Genomic DNA, 20161 nt, shown 5'->3' on the forward strand with positions numbered 1-20161 from the left:
CCCGTACGCCCAGTCTGGGCGCTCGCAAGGCGCAGTAGGCTTCGGCGCGAGAGCCGGAGCCCCTGTACCCATGGGGACACACCAGCCCGAGGAGCGCCCCACAATGAGCCTGACCCTGAGGACGATCAGTCGCGAGCAGCATCTGGCGTACATCCAGAGCCTGCCCTCGGCGAGCCACATGCAGGTTCCTGCCTGGGCAGACGTCAAGGCGGAGTGGCGCTCCGAGAGCCTCGGCTGGTTCGACGAGAGGACCGGCGAGCTGGTCGGCGCGGGTCTGGTCCTCTACCGTCAGCTGCCCAAGATCAAGCGCTACCTCGCCTATCTGCCCGAGGGCCCGGTCATCAACTGGTTCGCGCCGAATCTGACCGAGTGGCTGGAACCGATGCTCGCGCATCTCAAGCACCAGGGCGCCTTCTCCGTGAAGATGGGTCCGCCGGTGATCATCCGGCGCTGGGAGGCCACCTCCATCAAGGCCGGCATCCAGAACCCGGACGTGAAGCGCCTGCGCGACATCGAGGCCGACTTCATCGAGCCGCGCGCCTTCGAAGTCGCAGACAAGCTGCGGCGGATGGGCTGGCAGCAGGGCGAGGACGGGGGAGCCGGCTTCGGTGACGTGCAGCCCCGCTACGTCTACCAGGTGCCGCTCGCGAACCGCTCCCTGGAAGAGGTCCACAAGAACTTCAACCAGCTGTGGCGCCGCAACATCAAGAAGGCCGAGAAGGCCGGTGTCGAGGTCGTCCAGGGCGGTTACCAGGACCTCGAGGAATGGCAGCGGCTGTACGAGATCACGGCGGTGCGCGACCACTTCCGGCCCCGCCCGCTGTCGTACTTCCAGCGCATGTGGACGGCCCTCAACAGCGAGGACCCCAACCGGATGCGGCTGTACTTCGCCCGGCACGAGGGCGTGAACCTGTCGGCGGCCACCATGCTGATCGTCGGCGGCCACGTCTGGTACTCCTACGGCGCCTCCGACAACATCGGCCGTGAGGTCCGGCCCTCGAACGCGATGCAATGGCGGATGCTGCGTGACGCCTACGCGCTCGGCGCGACCGTCTACGACCTGCGGGGCATCTCCGACTCGCTGGACGAGACCGACCACCTCTTCGGTCTGATCCAGTTCAAGGTGGGCACGGGCGGCCAGGCCGCCGAGTACCTCGGCGAGTGGGACTTCCCGCTCAACAAGCTGCTCCACAAGGCCCTCGACATCTACATGTCGCGCCGCTGATCTCGCGTTCTTCGCTTCAATAGCTCCCATACCTCTGATACACCGCAGCGACCAGAAAGGTTCCAGGTCCGGCCATGGCGCTCACGCTCTACGTCGACACCGCGCGCTGGCGGGCGCATCACAAGCACGTGCAGGAGCAGTTCCCGGGGCTCGTCCCGGTCTGCAAGGGCAACGGCTACGGCTTCGGGCACGAGCGGCTGGCGGAGGAGGCGACCCGGCTGGGCTCGGACGTCCTCGCCGTCGGTACGACCTACGAGGCCGCGCGGATCAAGGACTGGTTCGGCGGTGACCTGCTGGTGCTGACGCCGTACCGGCGCGGCGAGGAACCCGTACCGCTGCCCGACCGCGTCATCCGCTCGGTGTCCTCGATCGACGGGGTCTACGGCCTCGTGGGCGCCCGTGTCGTCATCGAGGTGATGTCCTCGATGAAGCGGCACGGCATCAGTGAGCAGGACCTGCCGCAGCTGCACGCCGCCATAGAGAACGTCCGCCTCGAGGGTTTCGCGATCCACCTGCCGCTGGACCGCACCGACGGCTCGGACGCGGTCGAGGAGGTCATCGGCTGGATGGACCGGCTGCGCGCGGCCCGGCTGCCGCTGCACACCGTGTTCGTCAGCCACCTCAAGGCCGAGGATCTCGCCCGGCTGCAGCAGCAGTTCCCGCAGACCCGCTTCCGCGCCCGCATCGGCACGCGGCTGTGGCTCGGGGACCACGAGGCCACCGAGTACCGCGGTGCCGTCCTGGACGTCACCCGCGTCTCCAAGGGGGACCGCTTCGGCTACCGGCAGCAGAAGGCGGCCTCCGACGGCTTCCTGGTCGTCGTGGCGGGTGGTACGTCGCACGGCGTGGGCCTGGAGGCCCCGAAGGCGCTGCACGGCGTCATGCCGCGCGCCAAGGGCGTCGCCCGGGCCGGTCTGGCCACGGTCAACCGGAACCTTTCTCCGTTCGTCTGGGGCGGCAAGCAGCGCTGGTTCGCCGAACCGCCGCACATGCAGGTCTCCATCCTGTTCGTGCCCTCGGATGCCCCGGAGCCGAAGGTCGGCGAGGAGCTGGTGGCCCATCTGCGGCACACCACCACGCAGTTCGACCGGATCGTCGATCGCTGAGCGCTTGAGCACTGCTTGCGAAAAGGCCGTACACGGAGACTTCCGTGTACGGCCTTTCACGTGAGTGGCTCAACCGGCGTACGCCATACAGGTGGTGTTCGCTCAGAGCGAACCGTCGGTGGTCTCCCGGTCACTGCGGTCGCCTCCCCATTCCACCGGCCCGTCGAAGTGGGCCGCGTGCCGCGGTGGATGGGCTGCGGGACCCAGCACGAAGACGTCCTCCGCTCCGTCGAGCACACCGCCCGAGGGATCGTCGTCGCCGGCCCGGCGCACCACGTCCCGTTCCGGCATGAGGATGTCGCGCACGACCATCACACAGAGGTAGGCCGTGCCCAGCAGATGCAGTCCGATGGCCCAGTGGTACCCGTCGGTCGGCAGACCCTTGTGGGCGTTGCCGCTGGTCGTGTACGCCAGGTACATCCAGATGCCCAGGAAGTACGCGACCTCGCACGCCTGCCAGATCAGGAAGTCCCGCCACTTGGGCCGGGCCAGCACGGCCAGCGGCACCATCCACAGGACGTACTGCGGTGAGTAGACCTTGTTGGTGAGGATGAAGGCGGCGACGATCAGGAAGGCGAGCTGGGCGAAACGTGGCCGCCGTGGGGCGGTCAGGGCAAGCACCGCGATGCCTGCGCAAGACAGCAGCACCAGCAGCGTGGCGAGGAGGTTGACGGTCTCCGTGCTCAGCGGGTCGCTCGAATTCTGGGCCCAGATCAGCCAGAAGGAGCCGAAGTCCACTCCGCGTTCCTGGCTGAACGTGTAGAACTTCGACCAGCCGTCGAAGGCGAAGTACATCACCGGCAGGTTCACCACGAGCCAGGAGACGACTGCGCCGCCCAGGGCCTTGCCGAAGTCCCGCCACTTGCCCGCCCGCCAGCACAGCACGAACAGCGGTCCCAGCAGGAAGATCGGATAGAGCTTGGCGGCGGTGGCAAGCCCCAGGAGGACACCGAAGGCGAGCGAGCGGCCCCGCGCCCACATCAGCATCGCGGAGGCCGTCAGAGCGACCGCCAGCAGGTCCCAGTTGATGGTGTCGGTCAACGCGAAGGCGGGCGCCAGCGCGACCAGCAGACCGTCCCAGGGACGACGGGCGTGGGTACGGCTTACGCAGACGACGATGACGGCCGCGCAGACCATCAGCATTCCTGCGTTGACCATCCAGTACCACTGCTCCTGGTGCTGGATGCTGCCGCTGCCGGGGGTGAGCCACGCCGCGACCTCCATGAACACACCGGTCAGCACCGGGTATTCGAGGTACTGCATGTCACCGGGGAGCTTGTCGAAGTAGGGGACGAGTCCGTCGGCGAATCCGCGTCCCTGGTAGAGATGCGGGATGTCCGAGTAGCACGCGTGGGTGTACTGGGTGCTGGCACCGAAGAACCAGCCGCCGTTGTAGCAGGGCGCCTTTTGGACCAGGCCGAGCGCGAACACGCCGATGGCCACGAGCGCGATGACCCGGACGGGCGTCCACCAGGAGGTCCCCAGCAGGGCGCGCCGTCCGAGCGGGCCGCCGATGAACTCACTGCCGTTCCTGGAGACCTCGTCGTCCTTGGTCGGACGCACTGGGTCCGACTCGCGCACGCTCGCTGGCGTCGATTCAGCACTGGGCATGCGGCCCATCCTGCCGTACGAGGCTAGGAGTACGCCGAGGGCCGCCGCACCTGGTAGGTACGACGGCCCATGTTTCACGTGAAACACCTTCAACGGGGCATGTGGCGACTAACCGCTTGAGCCACCGCTGAAGAGGCCCCCATTGCCATTGCCGTTGCTGTTGCCGCCGTTCCCCTCCGTCGATGTGGCCGTCGGTGTCGAGGTCACACCTCCGTCGGTGCCACCGCTGTCCGTACCGCCCGAGTCGTCGCACTGCCAGTCGAACCGGCAGGTCTCGGTCGCTGTGGGCGTCGGGGTGGTGAGCGTCGGGGTGGGCGTCGGGGTCGGAGTCGGAGTGGGCGACTCCGTCTCACTGGGCGTCGGAGTGGGCGTCGGGCTCGGTTCCTCGTTGAGGACCTGACCGATGGGCTCCGGCGTCGGGAAGTCGATCGCCTTCTCGCCCTTCAGTGCCTGCTCCATGTAGTCGTGCCAGATCTCGGACGGGAACGACGCACCGTGGATCTTCTCCTGGCCACCCGTTCCGTACATCTCCAGGAAGGTGCGGTTCTTCTTGGTCTCGTCGTCGTCCATCCGGAACATGGTGATCGACGTGGACAACTGCGGGGTGTACCCGACGAACCAGGCAGACTTGTTGCCGTCGGTGGTACCGGTCTTGCCCGCCACGTCACGGCCGGGCAGCTGGGCGTTGGTACCCGTGCCATCCTCGACGACGGTCTTTAGGACGTCGGTGACGTTGTCGGCGACCTTCTTCTCGAAGGCCTGCTCGGGCTTCGCCGTGTGAGTGAAGACCTCGCCGTCCTTGCTCGTGACCCTCTCGACGGAGTACGGCTCGTTCTGCTTGCCGCTGGCCGCGAAGGTGGCGTACGCGCCCGCCATGCGGATCGCGCTGGGGTCGGAGATACCGATGGAGAAGGACGGGAAGCTGGTACCGGCCAGGCTGTTCTCCTTGAGACCCGCGTCCATGGCCGCCTCCTTCACCTTGTCCAGGCCGACGTCCATGCCGAGTTGCACGAAGGCGGAGTTCACCGACTCCCGCATCGCCTCACGCAGGTCGATCTGGTACTTGGGCGGAGAGCCGTAGGACTGCTTGCCGTCGTTCTCCTGGTTCCACTCCTCACCCTTCTCGTTCTTCCAGATCGAACCGTCGTAGTTCAGGATTTTGAGCTTGTTCTGGCCGCTGAACAGGCTCTTGGCGTTGACGACCGTGCGCTCGTCCTGCGCCTGGCTCTCACCCAGGTCCGGATCGCGCACTCCCCACTTCATCGCTGCCGCGAGCACGAACGCCTTGAACGTCGAACCGACCTGGGCACCGGTCGAGTCGCAGTTGTTGGTGAAGTGGGTAGTCGCGTCCTCGCCTCCATAGCAGGCCCGGATCGCTCCGGTGGCCGGCTCCACCGACGCCCCGCCGAACTGGACATACGTGTCCTTGTCCGGGCGCTTCTTGGGATCGATGTTCTCCTTGCGGACCTTCTTGACCGCTGCCTCGAGCTCACCGACCTTCTTCTTGTCGAAGGTCGTGTAGATCGAGTAGCCGCCCTGCTGGAGCTGGTCGGCGCTGATGATCTTGTTGTTGATCAGATAGGCCTTGGCGAGGTCGACCAGGTAACCGATCTGTCCCTTGAGCTGGGTGTTGGACCGAGGGTTCTGCCACTTGGGAAGTGTGGTGTACCTGGCCCGCACCGTCGCGTCGAGGTGGTCGTACTCGACCATCTTGTCGAGGGTGTCCTGCATCTGCCGCAGGGCCCGCCTCTGGTTGGCTTGAGACGTGGCGCCCGTCGCGTCGATGGACGTAGCGCCCGCCGGGTCGTAGTAGGTGGCGCCCTTGAGCATGGCGGAAAGGAAGGCGCATTCGCCCGGGTTCAGGTCCTTGGCATCCTTGTTGAAGTACGCGCGCGCGGCTGCCTGGATGCCGTAGGCGTTGCGTCCGTAGTACGCGGAGTTCAGGTACTCCGCCATGATCTGGTCCTTGTTGACCGTGGCGCCCACCTTGACGGAGATGAAGATCTCCTTGAACTTGCGCGTGACGGTCTGGGACTGGTCGTTCAGGAGCGCGTTCTTGACGTACTGCTGGGTGATGGTGGAACCACCCTGTGTGTCACCTCCCCTGGCCATGTTGAAGACGGCGCGAGCGATGCCCTTGGGGTCGATACCGCTGTCGGTGTAGAAGGTCTTGTTCTCCTGCGACACGACGGCGTACTGCATCGCCTTCGGGATCTGCGCGAGGTTGACGATCTGACGGTTGGTCTCACCACCGGTGGAGACCATCTCAGTGTCGTCGGACCAGTAGTAGACGTTGTTCTGCGCCGTCGCGGTCTCGGCGACGTTCGGAACGCTCACGAGCGCGTAACCGACACCGGCGACCGCGACCAGGCTTCCGATGAAGCCGATGAACAGCCCCGTCACCAGCTTCCAGGAAGGCACCCAGCGCGCCACGCCGTACTTGCCCGCGCGCGGGTAGTCGATGAGGCGCTTCCTGCCCGGAGCGGACGCGCGTCCCCGGCCCGTCGGCGCCCCGCGCCGACCCCCTCGGTCAGGCTCTGCCCCTCTGCGGCGACCACCGCCCGTGCTTCTCTGGGCGGCACGGCGGGCATCGGCACGGCTGCCGTACGGACGTTCCTCGCCTCCGGGACCGTAGGACTCCGACTCCTGGGAACTCGTCCCATAGGAGTCGGCAAGAGACCCGGTGGCGCCTCGCGGAGCCGCGCGGCGGCCGGAGGACGAGCTGGACTGGCCGCGTCGGGCCGCGGCACGTCCGCCTCCCTGCGGCTGCGGCGGTTTGCGACGGTGCTCGCTCATCGAACGACTACTCCTCGGGCAGGCGCACCTTTGCGCGCCTGGAAACGGCGGCTGGTTTCCGGTCCCCCCGAAGTACGGATGTGGTCGGTCCCTCATTCATCCGTACCGCACCGGGACAGCGACGCCCCCCAGGCGTCACTCGGTTCCCGGTGGTGTGCATGCCGCACAGACTACGCACCGTCAAAACCCGCCGAGCTCCGAAGTTCACCCCAAATCAGGCAACTTGGGTCGCATGAATCATTGATGTGATCCCGTTCACCGTCCCCCCACTTGTCGCTTCCGGAAGGGCGTTCTATCGTCTTGATGTATCGAGTCGATACATCGGGGCGAGATAGAGACGAGGAGGCGACGATGAGCCGGCGTTCCGGGATCCTCGAATTCGCCGTACTCGGCCTGCTCCGTGAGTCCCCGATGCACGGCTATGAGCTGCGGAAACGTCTCAATACGTCACTGGGCGTGTTCCGTGCGTTCAGCTACGGCACGCTCTACCCCTGCCTCAAGACGCTGGTCGCCAACGGCTGGTTGATCGAGGAGCCGGGGCACACCACCGAGGACGCCCTCGCCGCACCACTCGCAGGGCGTCGCGCAAAGATCGTCTACCGGTTGACGGCGGAAGGTAAGGAGCACTTCGAGGAGCTGCTCTCGCAGACGGGTCCCGACGCGTACGAGGACGAGCACTTCGCAGCTCGTTTCGCCTTTTTCGGGCAGACCTCGCGCGACGTCCGCATGCGAGTCCTCGAAGGCCGCCGCAGCCGGCTGGAGGAGCGCCTGGAGAAGATGAGTGCCTCGCTGGCACGCACCCGGGAGCGCCTCGACGACTACACACTTGAGCTCCAGCGCCACGGGATGGAGTCCGTGGAGCGCGAAGTGCGCTGGCTGAACGAGCTCATCGAGAGCGAGCGGGCCGGCCGGGACCTGAAGGGCCCCGGCCATGAAAAACCCAATCGCGACACCACAGAGGGAGCGCCGGGCGTCCTGCCCCGGCCCGGGGACATCCCCGGGCCGGATACGCCCGGCGACACCGCCACGTGAGGTCCCTGCCAGGGCCTCACTCGTACACACAGGGAGCAACCGGAATGGGTTCGGTTCGCGTAGCCGTCGTCGGTGTGGGCAACTGCGCCGCGTCGCTGGTTCAGGGAGTCGAGTACTACAAGGACGCCGACCCGGCGGCCAAGGTCCCCGGGCTGATGCATGTCCAGTTCGGCGACTATCACGTGCGTGACGTCGAGTTCGTCGCGGCGTTCGACGTCGACGCGAAGAAGGTCGGTCTCGACCTCGCCGACGCCATCGGCGCCTCCGAGAACAACACCATCAAGATCTGCGACGTGCCGAACACCGGCGTGACCGTCCAGCGCGGCCACACCCTCGACGGCCTCGGCAAGTACTACCGCGAGACCATCGAGGAGTCCGCCGAGGCCCCGGTCGACATCGTCCAGATCCTCAAGGACAAGCAGGTCGACGTCCTCGTCTGCTACCTGCCCGTCGGTTCCGAGGACGCGGCGAAGTTCTACGCCCAGTGCGCGATCGACGCCAAGGTCGCCTTCGTCAACGCCCTCCCGGTCTTCATCGCCGGCACCAAGGAGTGGGCCGACAAGTTCACCGCGGCGGGCGTCCCGATCGTCGGCGACGACATCAAGTCCCAGGTCGGCGCCACCATCACGCACCGCGTCATGGCGAAGCTGTTCGAGGACCGCGGTGTCGTCCTGGACCGCACGATGCAGCTGAACGTCGGCGGCAACATGGACTTCAAGAACATGCTCGAGCGTGAGCGCCTGGAGTCCAAGAAGATCTCGAAGACGCAGGCCGTCACCTCGCAAATCCCCGACCGGGACATGGGCGCGAAGAACGTCCACATCGGCCCGTCCGACTATGTCGCCTGGCTCGACGACCGCAAGTGGGCGTACGTCCGCCTCGAGGGCCGTGCCTTCGGTGACGTCCCGCTGAACCTGGAGTACAAGCTCGAGGTCTGGGACTCCCCGAACTCCGCCGGTGTCATCATCGACGCCGTGCGCGCCGCGAAGATCGCCAAGGACCGCGGCATCGGCGGCCCGATCCTGTCGGCCTCCAGCTACTTCATGAAGTCCCCGCCGGTCCAGTACTTCGACGACGAGGCCCGCGAGAACGTCGAGAAGTTCATCAAGGGTGAAGTCGAGCGCTAAGGCTCACTCAAACGCTCCTGCCAGGGCTGCAGAGGGTCCCCGGGCTGTATCGCCCGGGGACCCTCGCCGTATGTGAGGCTGTGCCCCATGTCCGTCGTCCGCGATCTGCGTGTCCTTCTCCGCCTCCGGGACTTCCGGCGTCTGCTCTTGGTGCGCCTGCTCTCCCAGGGCGCCGACGGCGTCTACCAGATCGCGCTCGCCGCCTACGTCGTGTTCTCCCCGGAGAAGCAGACCTCTGCCACCGCGATCGCCTCCGCGATGGCGGTCCTGCTGCTCCCCTACTCCTTGGTGGGCCCTTTCGCCGGCGTCCTCCTGGACCGCTGGCGCCGCCGCCAGGTCTTCCTCTACGGCAACCTCGTGCGCGCTCTGCTGGCATCGGCGACGGCCGTCCTGATGTTCAGCCACGTCCCGGACTGGCTCTTCTATGTCTCGGCCCTGTGCGTCACCGCCGTCAACCGCTTCGTCCTGTCCGGCCTGTCCGCCGCGCTGCCCCGTGTCGTGGACGAAGAACGGCTGGTGGTCGCCAACTCCCTGTCCCCGACGGCCGGAACGCTCGCCGCGACCGCGGGCGGCGGCCTCGCTTTCGCCGTGCGACTACTGGTCGCCGACTCCGACACGGCCGTGGTGCTGCTGGGAGCGGGGTTGTATCTGTGCGGTGCGCTCGCGGCACTGCGCATGCCACCGGAACTGCTGGGCCCCGACCGCGAACTGGTCCAGCCCCGTCTCGGCGCCGCCCTCGCCGGAACGACCCGCGACCTGGCCGCCGGCGTACGGCACCTGACCGCACCCACCCGCCGGTCGGCCGCCCGGGCGCTCGGCGCGATGTCGGTCATGCGGTTCTGCTACGGCGCTCTGCTCGTGATGGTGCTGATGCTCTGCCGGTACGCCCTGACGTCCGATCCGGACGACGGACTCGCCCTGCTGGGGCTGGCACTGGGAATCTCCGGCGCCGGCTTCTTCGTTGCCGCGATCATCACGCCGTGGGCCGCAGGGAAGCTCGGGCCGGAGCGCTGGATCGTCGTGTGTGCGGCGACCGCCGCGGTACTGGAGCCCACCCTCGGGCTCCCCTTCGCCACCGCCCCCATGCTCATCGCGGCGTTCGTGCTGGGTCTGATCACCCAGGGCGCGAAGATCGCCACGGACACCATCGTGCAGTCCTCCGTCGACGACGGATTCCGGGGCCGGATCTTCTCCGTGTACGACGTCCTGTTCAACATCGCCTTCGTGGGCGCCGCGGCCGTAGCCGCCCTGATCCTGCCACCGGACGGCCGCTCGGCGACTCTTGTGGTCACGGTCGCCGCCCTCTACGCGGTGATCGCCGTGGCGATGACGAAAGAACGGCAGATGGCGACGGAACGATGAAGGGGCGATGTTTCACGTGAAACACCACCCCTCGATGCGTTCGGGGTCATGTTTCACGTGAAACATGACCCCGTTTCACAGCCTCAGCCCTGAGCGGCCCACCACTCCTTGAGCGCGGCCACCGCCTCATCGTGCTTCATCGGCCCGTTCTCCAGACGAAGCTCCAGCATGTGCTTGTACGCCCGACCCACCGCAGGGCCGGGTGCCACCCCGAGGATCTCCATGATCTGGTTGCCGTCGAGATCGGGCCTGATCGAATCCAGTTCCTCCTGCTCCTGAAGCTGGGAGATCCGCTCCTCCAGGCCGTCGTAGGCACGCGACAGCGCGGCCGCCTTGCGCTTGTTCCTGGTCGTGCAGTCCGAACGGGTCAGCTTGTGGAGCCGGTCGAGCAGCGGACCCGCGTCCCGGACATAGCGGCGAACCGCCGAGTCCGTCCACTCCCCGGTGCCGTATCCGTGGAAGCGCAGATGGAGTTCGACGAGTCGCGAGACGTCCTTCACCAGCTCGTTGGAGTACTTGAGTGCCGTCATCCGCTTCTTGGTCATCTTCGCTCCGACCACTTCGTGGTGGTGGAACGAAACCCGGCCGTCCTGCTCGAAGCGCCGGGTGCGTGGCTTGCCGATGTCGTGGAGCAGCGCGGACAGGCGGAGCGTCAGGTCGGGCCCTTCCTTCTCCAGCGCGATGGCCTGCTCCAGGACGATCAGCGTGTGCTCGTAGACGTCCTTGTGCCGGTGGTGCTCATCGCTCTCCAGGCGCAGGGCCGGGAGCTCCGGCAGCACATGCTCGGCGAGCCCCGTGTCGACCAGCAGCGTCAGTCCCTTGCGCGGATGGGCGGACAGGATCATCTTGTTCAGCTCGTCCCTGATCCGCTCGGCGGAGACGATCTCCAGGCGCCCGGACATCTCCGCCATCGCGGTGACCACCTCAGGTGCCACCTCGAAGTCGAGCTGCGCCGCGAAGCGCGCGGCCCGCATCATCCGCAACGGGTCGTCGGAGAAGGATGCCTCCGGGGTTCCCGGTGTCCGCAACACGCGTGCCGCGAGGTCGTCGATGCCGCCGTGCGGGTCGATGAACTTCTTCTCCGGCAGAGCGACGGCCATCGCGTTCACGGTGAAGTCACGCCGGACGAGGTCCTCCTCGATGGAGTCGCCGTACGACACCTCGGGCTTGCGTGAGGTGCGGTCGTACGCCTCCGACCGGTAGGTGGTCACCTCAATCTGATAGCCGTCCTTCTGCGCCCCCACGGTGCCGAAGGCGATCCCGACCTCCCACACCGCGTCCGCCCACGGCCGAATGATCTTCAGAACGTCCTGGGGGCGAGCATCGGTGGTGAAGTCCAGGTCGTTGCCGAGCCGGCCGAGCAGTGCGTCCCTGACCGAACCGCCGACCAGGGCGAGTGAGAACCCGGCCTCCTGGAAGCGGCGGGCGAGGTCGTCGGCGACAGGTGCGACCTCAAGCAGTTCGTTCACCGCGCGGTCCTGCACCTGACTCGGGGCACTGAGGTTGTCTTCGTTGGCGTTCGGCACAACAGAAGAGGGTACGTGGCCCGGGCGTTACCGGGCGCCTCCATTAAACGTGCACAGACTCGCCAGCCGGACCTGCACAAGCTCTGCTCCGAAGAGTCACGGCGGTGCTCCCCTTCATACGTGCACATTCGGGACAGTGCGGCAGCGTTGCCCGATCTTGTGGAGCAGTCCGCGGCACTTCCCCTCAGCGCGCATCGTTACCATGCGTGGACGCACATTCCGACGACCACTGACGACGAGGGACGGGCGAGCGCGTGGCCGAGGCGGCAGACTTCCAGGGGACGAGTCCCTCACCTGCCCGCCGCTTGCTGCGGCGCACCGGGGCTCTGCTCGCGGCGGCTCCTCTGCTGGCCGGCCTGTGCCAGGTTTCCGCCGCGGCGCCCGCCGAGGCAGCCGCCGCCTCCGGATCCGTGTCCGTCGCGATCGACACACTCAGCCCCAGCGTGCCTACGGACGGTGACACGATCACTGTGTCGGGGACAGTGACCAACAACGCAAAGCAGGCCGTCACAGCCGCCCATGTCGGACTGCAGGTGGGCCCGGAGCTGAACACCCGCTCGTCGATCGACGCCGTCACCGAGGACGGGGACTCGCTCCAGGGCGCGACGGGGTCCGAGGTCGGCGGCAAATACGTGGCGAAGTTCGCGAAGCTGACGCCCGGGGTGGCCGAACCCTTCTCCATCTCCGTACCGGTCGACGAGCTGGACCTCGGTGACCCCGGCGTCTATCAGTTCGCCGTCTCCCTCTCGGGCGAGACCTCCGCACAGCCGTGGGACCAGCCGCTCGGCATCCAGCGGACCTTCCTGCCCTGGCAGCCCGACGAGCCGGACACGAAGACAAAGACGACCTTCCTGTGGCCGCTGATCTCCACCGTGCACATGACGGCGGAGACCGGCTCGAACGCACAACAGACCCCGGTCTTCCTCGACGACGACCTCGCCGAGGAGATCTCGGCGGGCGGCCGACTGGACCAGATGCTGACGCTGGGCGAGAACCTGGACGTCACGTGGGTGATCGATCCGGACCTGCTGGCGTCCGTCGACGCGATGACCCGCAGCTACCGGATCCAGGGCGAGGGCGACGCCACCACCGCAGGCACTCACCAGGCCCTCGCCAAACAATGGTTGGCCAAGCTGCAGAACGCCGTGGAGGACAAGGAGGTCGTCGTGCTTCCGTTCGCCGATCCCGACCTCGCCTCGCTGGCCCACAACGGCACGAGCGTCACCGGCTCGCTCAGTCATCTCGACGAGGCCACCGACGTCGCGGCCACCACGGTGAGGACCGTGCTCCACGTGACGCCGAGCACCGACTTCGCCTGGCCCGTGAACGGCGCGGTGGACCCGTCGATCGTCAAGGTCGCCACCTCCGCCGGAGCCGACAAGGTGATCACCCGCAGCGACAGCCTGCAGGAGACCGCCGGACTGTCGTACACGCCGTCCGCGGCCCGCCCCATCGGCGGCGGCACCACGGCGGTCGTCGCGGACGCGCGGCTGTCCACCGCGTTCCAGGGCGATCTGACGAAGGCCTCCTCCACCACACTCGCCGTCCAGCGGTTCCTCGCCCAGAGCCTCACCCTCGACCTCCAGACGGACAAGCAGCGCAGCATCGTCGTCGCCCCGCAGCGCATGCCCACGGCGAGCCAGGCCGACGCCATGGCCGAAGCGCTCACCGCGCTGCAGGCCGGGAACTGGTCACAGACGCAGAAGCTCACGGCGGCGGCCGCGGCCAAGCCCGACCCCGGGGCCACCACCAAGGTGCCCGCCGCGTCCGCCTACCCCTCCTCGCTGCGCAGGCAGGAGTTGCCGAAGTGGGCCTTCCAGCAGATCGCGAGCACACAGAACAAGCTCGACAACTTCAAGGTGATCCTTTCCGACCAGTCCCGCGTCGTGACGCCCTTCGGGCGAGCCCTGAACCGCGAGATGTCCACGTCGTGGCGGGGCCGGTCCAGCGGGGCGAGCAGCTTCCGCAGTGACGTGAAGGCCTACCTCGACGACCTGACCTCCCAGGTGAGCCTGATCGACAAGTCGGAGACCAAGCTCTCCGGCCGCAGCGCCACGATCCCCGTGACGGTCCAGAACAACCTGGTGCAGGGCGTGGAACACCTGAGGCTGCGGCTGACCTCACTGAGCCCGAACCGGCTCGAGATCGGCGGCTCCTCCTATTACGAGCAGCCGGTCGAGGTCTCGGGCGGCCACAGCCAGACGGTGAAGTTCACCACGACGGCCAACGCCAACGGCAAGGCCTCGGTGATCGCCCAGTTGTACACGGAGGACGGTCAGCCGTACGGCGAGGCCGTCAGGTTCGACGTGAAGGTCACCGAGTTCACGGCCACGGTCATGCTGGTCATCGGCGGCGGTGTCCTGCTGCTGGTGCTGGCAGGATTCCGGATGTACACCCAGCGCAAGCGCGCGGCAGCCCGGGAGGCGGACCAGAACGGCCCGGACGACGAGGCGGGCGAAGCCGTGGACGGCCCGGAGAACCCGGAAGGTCCACAGGACCGTCTCAAGGACGAGACCGGCACCGGGCCCGGGGCCGACGACCCCGAGCAGCCGAGTGACCTGACAACGGACACCGCAGCGGAAAGCGCCGACCCGTCCGGCACGGGTGAGAGAGTGGACCGTTGAGGATGTCGTGGCCGGTGGGCCCGGGACGATGAGGTGGGGTAACCATGAACGCGCCGTACGACGGTGATCGCGGTCAGGGCGCGGACAGCTCGGGTCACTCCGAGGAGCCGCCGCCCGAGCATGGCCAGGTGCCGCCGCAGGCTCCCGCGGACATGTATCTCCAGGACGCCTACGAGCAGGACCCCTACCGGGCACAGGACCTCCATGCCCAGGATCCGGTCGCCGAGGCCCTCTACGACCGTGCCGCACATCCCCCGCCGCCCCCCGGCACCCATCAGTCCCAGCAGCCGTTGTACTCCCAGCCTCCCCAGTCTCCTTACGCCCCGGACCCGAACGTCTGGGCGCAGACGCCGGCGCCCGAGCCGGAGGGCCCGACGCAGTACCTGCCGTACGGCGACGACCCCCGCACCACCCAGTTCGTGGGAGTCGACGACCTGGTGAGCCAGGCCGGCGAGGAACGCCACGAGCCGGACGCGTTCGCGCATCTCTTCCGCGACCAGCAGCAGCGTGGCGGCCGCCCGACGGATCCCCCGTCGGTGCCGGCGCCGGGCGGACCGTCAGCGGCACCGCAGTTCCAGGCTTCCGCGGCGCCTGCACCCTCGGCCGACGAGACGATGAATCTCGGTACCGCGTCGGCTGTGGCGGAGGCGGCCCCCGCCGCCCCCGCGAAGCAGGGCGGCAAGGCAGGCGGTCTGCTGAAGTCGAGCGCCGTGATGGCGGCCGGCACGATGGTCTCGCGTCTCACCGGCTTCATCCGCTCGGCGCTGATCGTGTCGGCGCTCGGCACCGCCTTCCTGGGCGACTCCTTCCAGGTGGCCTACCAGCTGCCGACCATGATCTACATCCTCACCGTCGGCGGTGGCCTGAACTCCGTCTTCGTGCCGCAGCTCGTCCGCGCCATGAAGGAGGACGACGACGGCGGCGAGGCCTTCGCGAACCGGCTCCTGACGCTCGTCATGGTGGCTCTCGCCGCGCTCACCGTGCTCACGATGTTCGCGGCGCCGCTCCTGGTGCGTGCCCTGTCGGACTCCGTGGCGGCCAACCCCGCGGCCAACGACGTCGCCATCACCTTCACCCGCTACTTCCTGCCCTCCATCTTCTTCATGGGCATCCACGTGGTGATGGGACAGGTCCTCAACGCACGCGGCAAGTTCGGCGCGATGATGTGGACTCCGGTCCTCAACAACATCGTCATCATCGTGACGCTCGCGATGTTCCTGTGGGTGTACGGCACCGCCAGGCACTCCGGCATGACCGTCACGAACATCCCGCCGGAGGGACAACGGCTGCTCGGCGTGGGCATCCTGCTCGGCCTTGTGGTGCAGGCCCTCGCGATGATCCCGTATCTGCGGGAGACCGGGTTCCGGCCGCGGCTGCGCTTCGATTGGAAGGGCCACGGTCTCGGCAAGGCCGCGATGCTCGCGAAGTGGACCATCCTGTTCGTCCTCGCCAACCAGGCAGGCGCCCTGGTCGTCATCCAGCTCGCCACCGCGGCCGTCGCCGACACCAAGATCCCCGGCACCGGCTTCAGTGCCTACGCCAACGCCCAGCTCATCTGGGGCCTCCCGCAGGCCATCATCACCGTCTCGCTGATGGCTGCCCTGCTGCCGCGCATCTCCCGCTCGGCCGCGGAGGACGACGCCGGCGCGGTCCGCGACGACATCTCGCAGGGCCTGCGCACCACAGCGGTCGCCATCGTGCCCATCGCCTTCGGCTTCCTCGCCCTCGGCATCCCGATGTGCACGCTGATCTTCGGTGCCTCGAGTACCGGCGCCGCCACGAACATGGGGTACATGCTGATGGCCTTCGGCCTCGGCCTGATCCCCTATTCGGTCCAGTACGTCGTCCTGCGGGCCTTCTACGCCTACGAGGACACCCGGACGCCCTTCTACAACACCGTCATCGTGGCGGCCGTCAACGCCGCCGCCTCCGCCGCCTGTTACGCCCTGTTGCCGCCCCGCTGGGCCGTGGTCGGCATGGCCGCCTCCTACGGTCTCGCGTACGCGATCGGTGTCGGCGTCGCCTGGAACCGGCTGCGCAAGCGCCTCGGCGGCGACCTGGACGGCAACCGCGTCCTGCGGACCTACGCCCGGCTCTGCATCGCCTCGGTACCGGCGACAGCCCTGAGCGGAGCGGCCTGCTACGGCATCGGCCACTCGCTCGGCCAGGGAGTCGTCGGTTCGTTCGCCGCTCTGATCGCGGGTGGAGCGGTTCTCCTCGGGACCTTCTTCGTCGCCGCACGCAAGATGCGGATCGAGGAGCTGAACTCACTGGTCGGCATGGTCCGGGGGCGTCTGGGGCGCTAAGGCAGGGGTACGCGCACAACCATCGTCCGCCACCGTGTGTCGTGCATAGCGGCGGACTGTGGGCACAATTGGATTCTGCGTCGCACGGCGCGCAATGAATTGGGGAGGCAGGGAACGACGGTGGCGGAACGGAGCACGGCTGCCGTCGACGTGGCAGACACCAGCGGTGACAAACCGCTGACCGCCAAGGCGGACCAGTCCACGGCCGACGGCGTGGCCAAGAACCGGGAGCGGGATACGGAAGACGTCGAGGCACAGGGGAGTGGCGGGACCGAGAGCCTTGGCAAGGCGTCACCGCCGGAGTTGCACAGCGGCCACAAACTGGCCAGACGCTACCGTCTCGAGGAGTGCCTCACCCGTCTGGACGGCTTCAGCAGTTGGCGTGCCGTCGACGAGAAACTCCGTCGGGCCGTCGGCGTGCACATCCTGCCCGCCGACCATGCGCGGGCGCGCACCGTCCTGGCCGCGGCCCGTTCCTCCGCACTGCTGGGCGACCCGCGCTTCGTCCAGGTCCTGGACGCCGTCGAGGAGAACGACCTCGTCTACGTCGTCCACGAGTGGCTGCCCGACGCCACCGAGCTGACCACCCTGCTCACCCCGGGCCCGCTGGAGGTGTACGACGCCTACCAGATGGTCACTCAGGTGGCGTCCGCCATGGCCGCGGCCCACCGTGAGGGGCTCGCGCATCTTCGGCTGAACCCGAGCGCGGTCCTGCGTACGTCGAGCGGGCAGTGGCGCATCCGCGGCCTCGCCGTGAACGCCGCGCTGCGAGGCGTCACTTCCGAGTCCCCCCAGCGGACGGACACGGAGGCGATCGGCGCGCTCCTGTACGCGGCGCTCACCCAGCGGTGGCCGTACGAGAACGACGCCTACGGTCTGGCCGGTCTGCCCAAGGACATCGGTCTCATCGCACCCGACCAGGTGCGGGCAGGTGTCCACCGCGGGCTGTCCGAGCTGTCCATGCGGGCGCTCGCCAACGACGGCGCCACCGCCTCACGGCACGAGTCGGCGTGCACCACGCCCGAGGAACTGGTCAAGGCGATCGGTGAGATGCCCCGCATCCGCCCGCCGGAGCCGGCGTTCACGGCCCCGCCCGAGTACCAGCGCACGACGTACCAACAGGGCACGTACGGCCGCCCGGCAGCGCACCCCGGTGTCACCCAGCCCGTACCGACCCCGCCACCGCCGCTGCAGAGCCGCACGGGCCGGGCCCTGAAGTGGGCGGTCTCCGCCCTCCTCATCGCCGCGCTGGGCCTGGGCAGTTGGCAGCTCGCGGACGCGCTGATGGACCGGGGCGGCAAGTCGGACGAGAACCAGACCCAGACGACCGACGACGGCGACAAGAGCCCCACCAAGGCGGTCAACACCCCGATCGCGATCGCCAAGGGGTACGACTTCGACCCGTTCGGCGACGGATCCGAGAAGCCGAACGACATAAAGAAGGCCTACGACAACGACACCTCGTCGTACTGGGAGACGAAGTTCTACGAGGGCGCCGACTTCGGGAACCTCAAGCCGGGTCTCGGGATAATTCTCGACCTCGGCAAGGTCCAGGACATCGGCAAGGTCACCGTCACGTTCATGGGCGACACTTCTGTCGAACTGCGCGCCGCCTCCAGCGACGCGAGTTCCCGGCCGACCACCTTCGACGCCTACACCAAGGTCGCCGAGGGTTCCGGCACGGGTGTCCCGCTCAAGCCGGACAAGACCGTGAAGTCCCGCTACCTTCTGGTCTGGCTGACCAAGTTGCCCCTGACAGAGGAAGGCACCTACCGCGGCCGGGTGGCGGACATCAAGGTCACCAGTTAAGGCTGAGGAGGGGGTCCGATGGCAGATGACACCGCATATGGCGACACCAGCGATCAGGACCTCCTGGCCCGTCATGTAGAGGGCGACCCCGACGCCTTCACCGAGCTCGTGCGGCGGCATCGGGATCGCCTGTGGGCCGTTGCCCTCCGCACGCTCGGGGACCGTGAGGAAGCCGCTGACGCCGTTCAGGACGCGCTGGTGTCTGCCTACCGGGCCGCGCACACCTTCCGGGGGCAGTCGGCGGTCACCACCTGGCTGCACCGGATCACGGTGAACGCCTGCCTGGACCGGGCCAGAAAGGCAGCCTCCCGCAAGACATCCCCCGTGGACGACACCGAGCGCCTCGAGCAGCTCCTGGAGCCGCACGAATCCGCCTCGGCGCCCGCGGAGCGCAACGACCTCCACCGCCAACTCGTGGAAGCCCTCGGCACCCTCCCGCCCGACCAGCGCGCCGCCCTCGTCCTCGTGGACATGCAGGGTTACCCCGTCGCCGAAGCCGCCCGCATGCTCGACGTGCCGACGGGGACGGTGAAGAGCCGCTGCGCCCGAGGCAGAGCCAGACTGCTCCCGCTTCTCACCCATCTGCGGCCGGAAAACGCCGGAGGCGGCAGAGAAGCGGGCGCTGGACGGAACCGGGCGCAGGGGACATCCGTCCCACCCGCAGCGGGACCTCCGTCAGGAGGCCCGCCAGATTCGGGATCAAGCGATTCAGCTGCAGTGAAGGGCGGAGGTGGGCAAGCGTGACTTCCTCGACAGACACAGCCGGGCACCCGGATGTCGCGGAGATCTCCGACCTCACCGAAGGCATCCTGTCCACGTCCAGGACAGCGGACGTACGCAGGCATTTGGACGAGTGCGAACTCTGCGCGGACGTTCACGCGTCACTGGAGGAGATCCGCGGCCTGCTCGGCACGCTGCCGGGCCCGCCTCGCATGCCCGCTGACGTCGCCGGCAGGATCGACGCCGCCCTCGCCGCGGAGGCTCTCCTGCAGGCAACTGCTCCGGAGGCCGTGAACGCGTCGGCACCGGTCGAGAGTACGCATGTTTCACGTGAAACATCGCCCGTCATCGACCGCCCCACAGGACACGCCCGTACGTCCACCACCGGTCCGGGCCGCAAGGACCGCAAGAAGAACGGACGCCGCAAGGTTGCCGTCCTGGGAGCGGTCTTCACCGTCGCCGCACTGGGATTCGGCTCCGTTCTGCTGTCGTCGTTGGACGACGGCAAGCCGACCGGCTCGGCACACGGACAGCCGACCGCCTCAGCCGACACCTTCTCCGCGAGCGGCCTGGAGAAGCAGGTCTCGGACCTTCTCACCGAGAAGAGTGCGAGCGGCGGGTCTCGGGCCCCGCACACCAGCATGGGCGCGGCGAGCATCCCCGGCTCCGGGGATCCCCGCACCCTCAGGACACCCGAGGTTCCCCCGTGCATCCAGAACGCCCTCCACACCAGCGACTCGCCACTCGCAACCAAGGACGGCGTCTACAAGGGCACGGACGCAGTTCTCATCGTGCTGCGTGACCCTTCCGACAGCACCCGGGTCACCGCCTACATCGTGAATGCGACGTGCGTGAAGAACGCACCGACCGGCACTGCGAAGGTTCTGCTGAAGCGGTCCTACGCGCGTTCCTGAGCG

Annotated in this window: 13 protein-coding genes; 10 read left to right on the forward strand and 3 right to left on the reverse strand. The window is 67.8% G+C overall.

The annotated features are described in order from the left end of the window. Nucleotides 1-103 precede the first annotated feature (103 nt). Together femX and ACZ39I_RS20920 are read left to right on the forward strand one after the other, a co-directional pair. Entirely contained in the window at nt 104-1225 is a 1122-nt protein-coding gene (gene femX, locus ACZ39I_RS20915) for a peptidoglycan bridge formation glycyltransferase FemX (protein WP_393602233.1), read from the forward strand. A gap of 74 nt (nt 1226-1299) precedes the next feature. After that, nucleotides 1300-2331 (forward strand): alanine racemase, encoded by a 1032-nt coding sequence (locus ACZ39I_RS20920; RefSeq protein WP_352387170.1) that lies wholly within the window; start codon nt 1300-1302, stop codon nt 2329-2331. Nucleotides 2332-2433: 102 nt separating this feature from the next. Here ACZ39I_RS20920 and ACZ39I_RS20925 read toward each other — a convergent pair whose 3' ends face one another. Beyond that, nucleotides 2434-3942, reverse strand: a complete 1509-nt coding sequence (locus tag ACZ39I_RS20925; RefSeq protein WP_467245849.1) for a glycosyltransferase family 87 protein — start codon at nt 3940-3942, stop codon at nt 2434-2436. Between the two features lie 108 nt (nt 3943-4050). Further along, nucleotides 4051-6738 (reverse strand): transglycosylase domain-containing protein, encoded by a 2688-nt coding sequence (locus tag ACZ39I_RS20930; RefSeq protein WP_467245850.1) that lies wholly within the window; start codon nt 6736-6738, stop codon nt 4051-4053. 351 nt (nt 6739-7089) lie between these two features. Here ACZ39I_RS20930 and ACZ39I_RS20935 point away from each other — a divergent pair, with 351 nt between their 5' ends. The 3 genes from ACZ39I_RS20935 (at nt 7090) to ACZ39I_RS20945 (ending at nt 10259) form a co-directional block, all read left to right on the forward strand. Next, complete coding sequence (locus ACZ39I_RS20935; RefSeq protein ID WP_467245851.1) at nt 7090-7770, forward strand: PadR family transcriptional regulator; 681 nt, start codon at nt 7090-7092, stop codon at nt 7768-7770. 44 nt (nt 7771-7814) lie between these two features. Beyond that, nucleotides 7815-8897 (forward strand): inositol-3-phosphate synthase, encoded by a 1083-nt coding sequence (locus tag ACZ39I_RS20940; protein WP_467245852.1) that lies wholly within the window; start codon nt 7815-7817, stop codon nt 8895-8897. Between the two features lie 87 nt (nt 8898-8984). Then, a complete protein-coding gene (locus ACZ39I_RS20945) occupies nt 8985-10259 on the forward strand; it encodes an MFS transporter (protein WP_467245853.1) in 1275 nt (424 codons plus the stop codon). A gap of 83 nt (nt 10260-10342) precedes the next feature. On the opposite strand, the gene ACZ39I_RS20950 is transcribed toward ACZ39I_RS20945, so the two are convergent. Further along, on the reverse strand, nt 10343-11785 hold the full coding sequence (locus ACZ39I_RS20950) for a CCA tRNA nucleotidyltransferase (RefSeq protein WP_467245854.1): 1443 nt from the start codon (nt 11783-11785) through the stop codon (nt 10343-10345). A gap of 254 nt (nt 11786-12039) precedes the next feature. Here ACZ39I_RS20950 and ACZ39I_RS20955 point away from each other — a divergent pair, with 254 nt between their 5' ends. The 5 genes from ACZ39I_RS20955 to ACZ39I_RS20975 all read left to right on the forward strand — a co-directional run bounded on the left by ACZ39I_RS20955 (nt 12040) and on the right by ACZ39I_RS20975 (nt 20158). Then, a complete protein-coding gene (locus ACZ39I_RS20955) occupies nt 12040-14409 on the forward strand; it encodes a DUF6049 family protein (protein ID WP_467245855.1) in 2370 nt (789 codons plus the stop codon). Between the two features lie 44 nt (nt 14410-14453). Beyond that, on the forward strand, nt 14454-16715 hold the full coding sequence (gene murJ, locus ACZ39I_RS20960) for a murein biosynthesis integral membrane protein MurJ (RefSeq protein ID WP_467245856.1): 2262 nt from the start codon (nt 14454-14456) through the stop codon (nt 16713-16715). A gap of 120 nt (nt 16716-16835) precedes the next feature. Then, nucleotides 16836-18524 carry a protein kinase family protein gene (locus ACZ39I_RS20965; RefSeq protein ID WP_467245857.1) on the forward strand — a complete coding sequence of 563 codons (1689 nt, stop codon included), beginning with the start codon at nt 16836-16838 and terminating at the stop codon, nt 18522-18524. Nucleotides 18525-18542: 18 nt separating this feature from the next. Continuing rightward, nucleotides 18543-19268, forward strand: coding sequence for an RNA polymerase sigma factor SigM (gene sigM / locus ACZ39I_RS20970; protein ID WP_467245858.1), 726 nt, complete (start codon nt 18543-18545; stop codon nt 19266-19268). After that, the gene (locus ACZ39I_RS20975) at nt 19265-20158 is read left to right on the forward strand and encodes an anti-sigma factor family protein (protein WP_467245859.1); all 894 of its coding nucleotides are present in this window, start codon (nt 19265-19267) and stop codon (nt 20156-20158) included. Before sigM ends, ACZ39I_RS20975 begins: the two co-directional genes overlap by 4 nt. Nucleotides 20159-20161 lie beyond the last annotated feature (3 nt).

This window comes from Streptomyces sp. NPDC024687 (assembly GCF_055559055.1).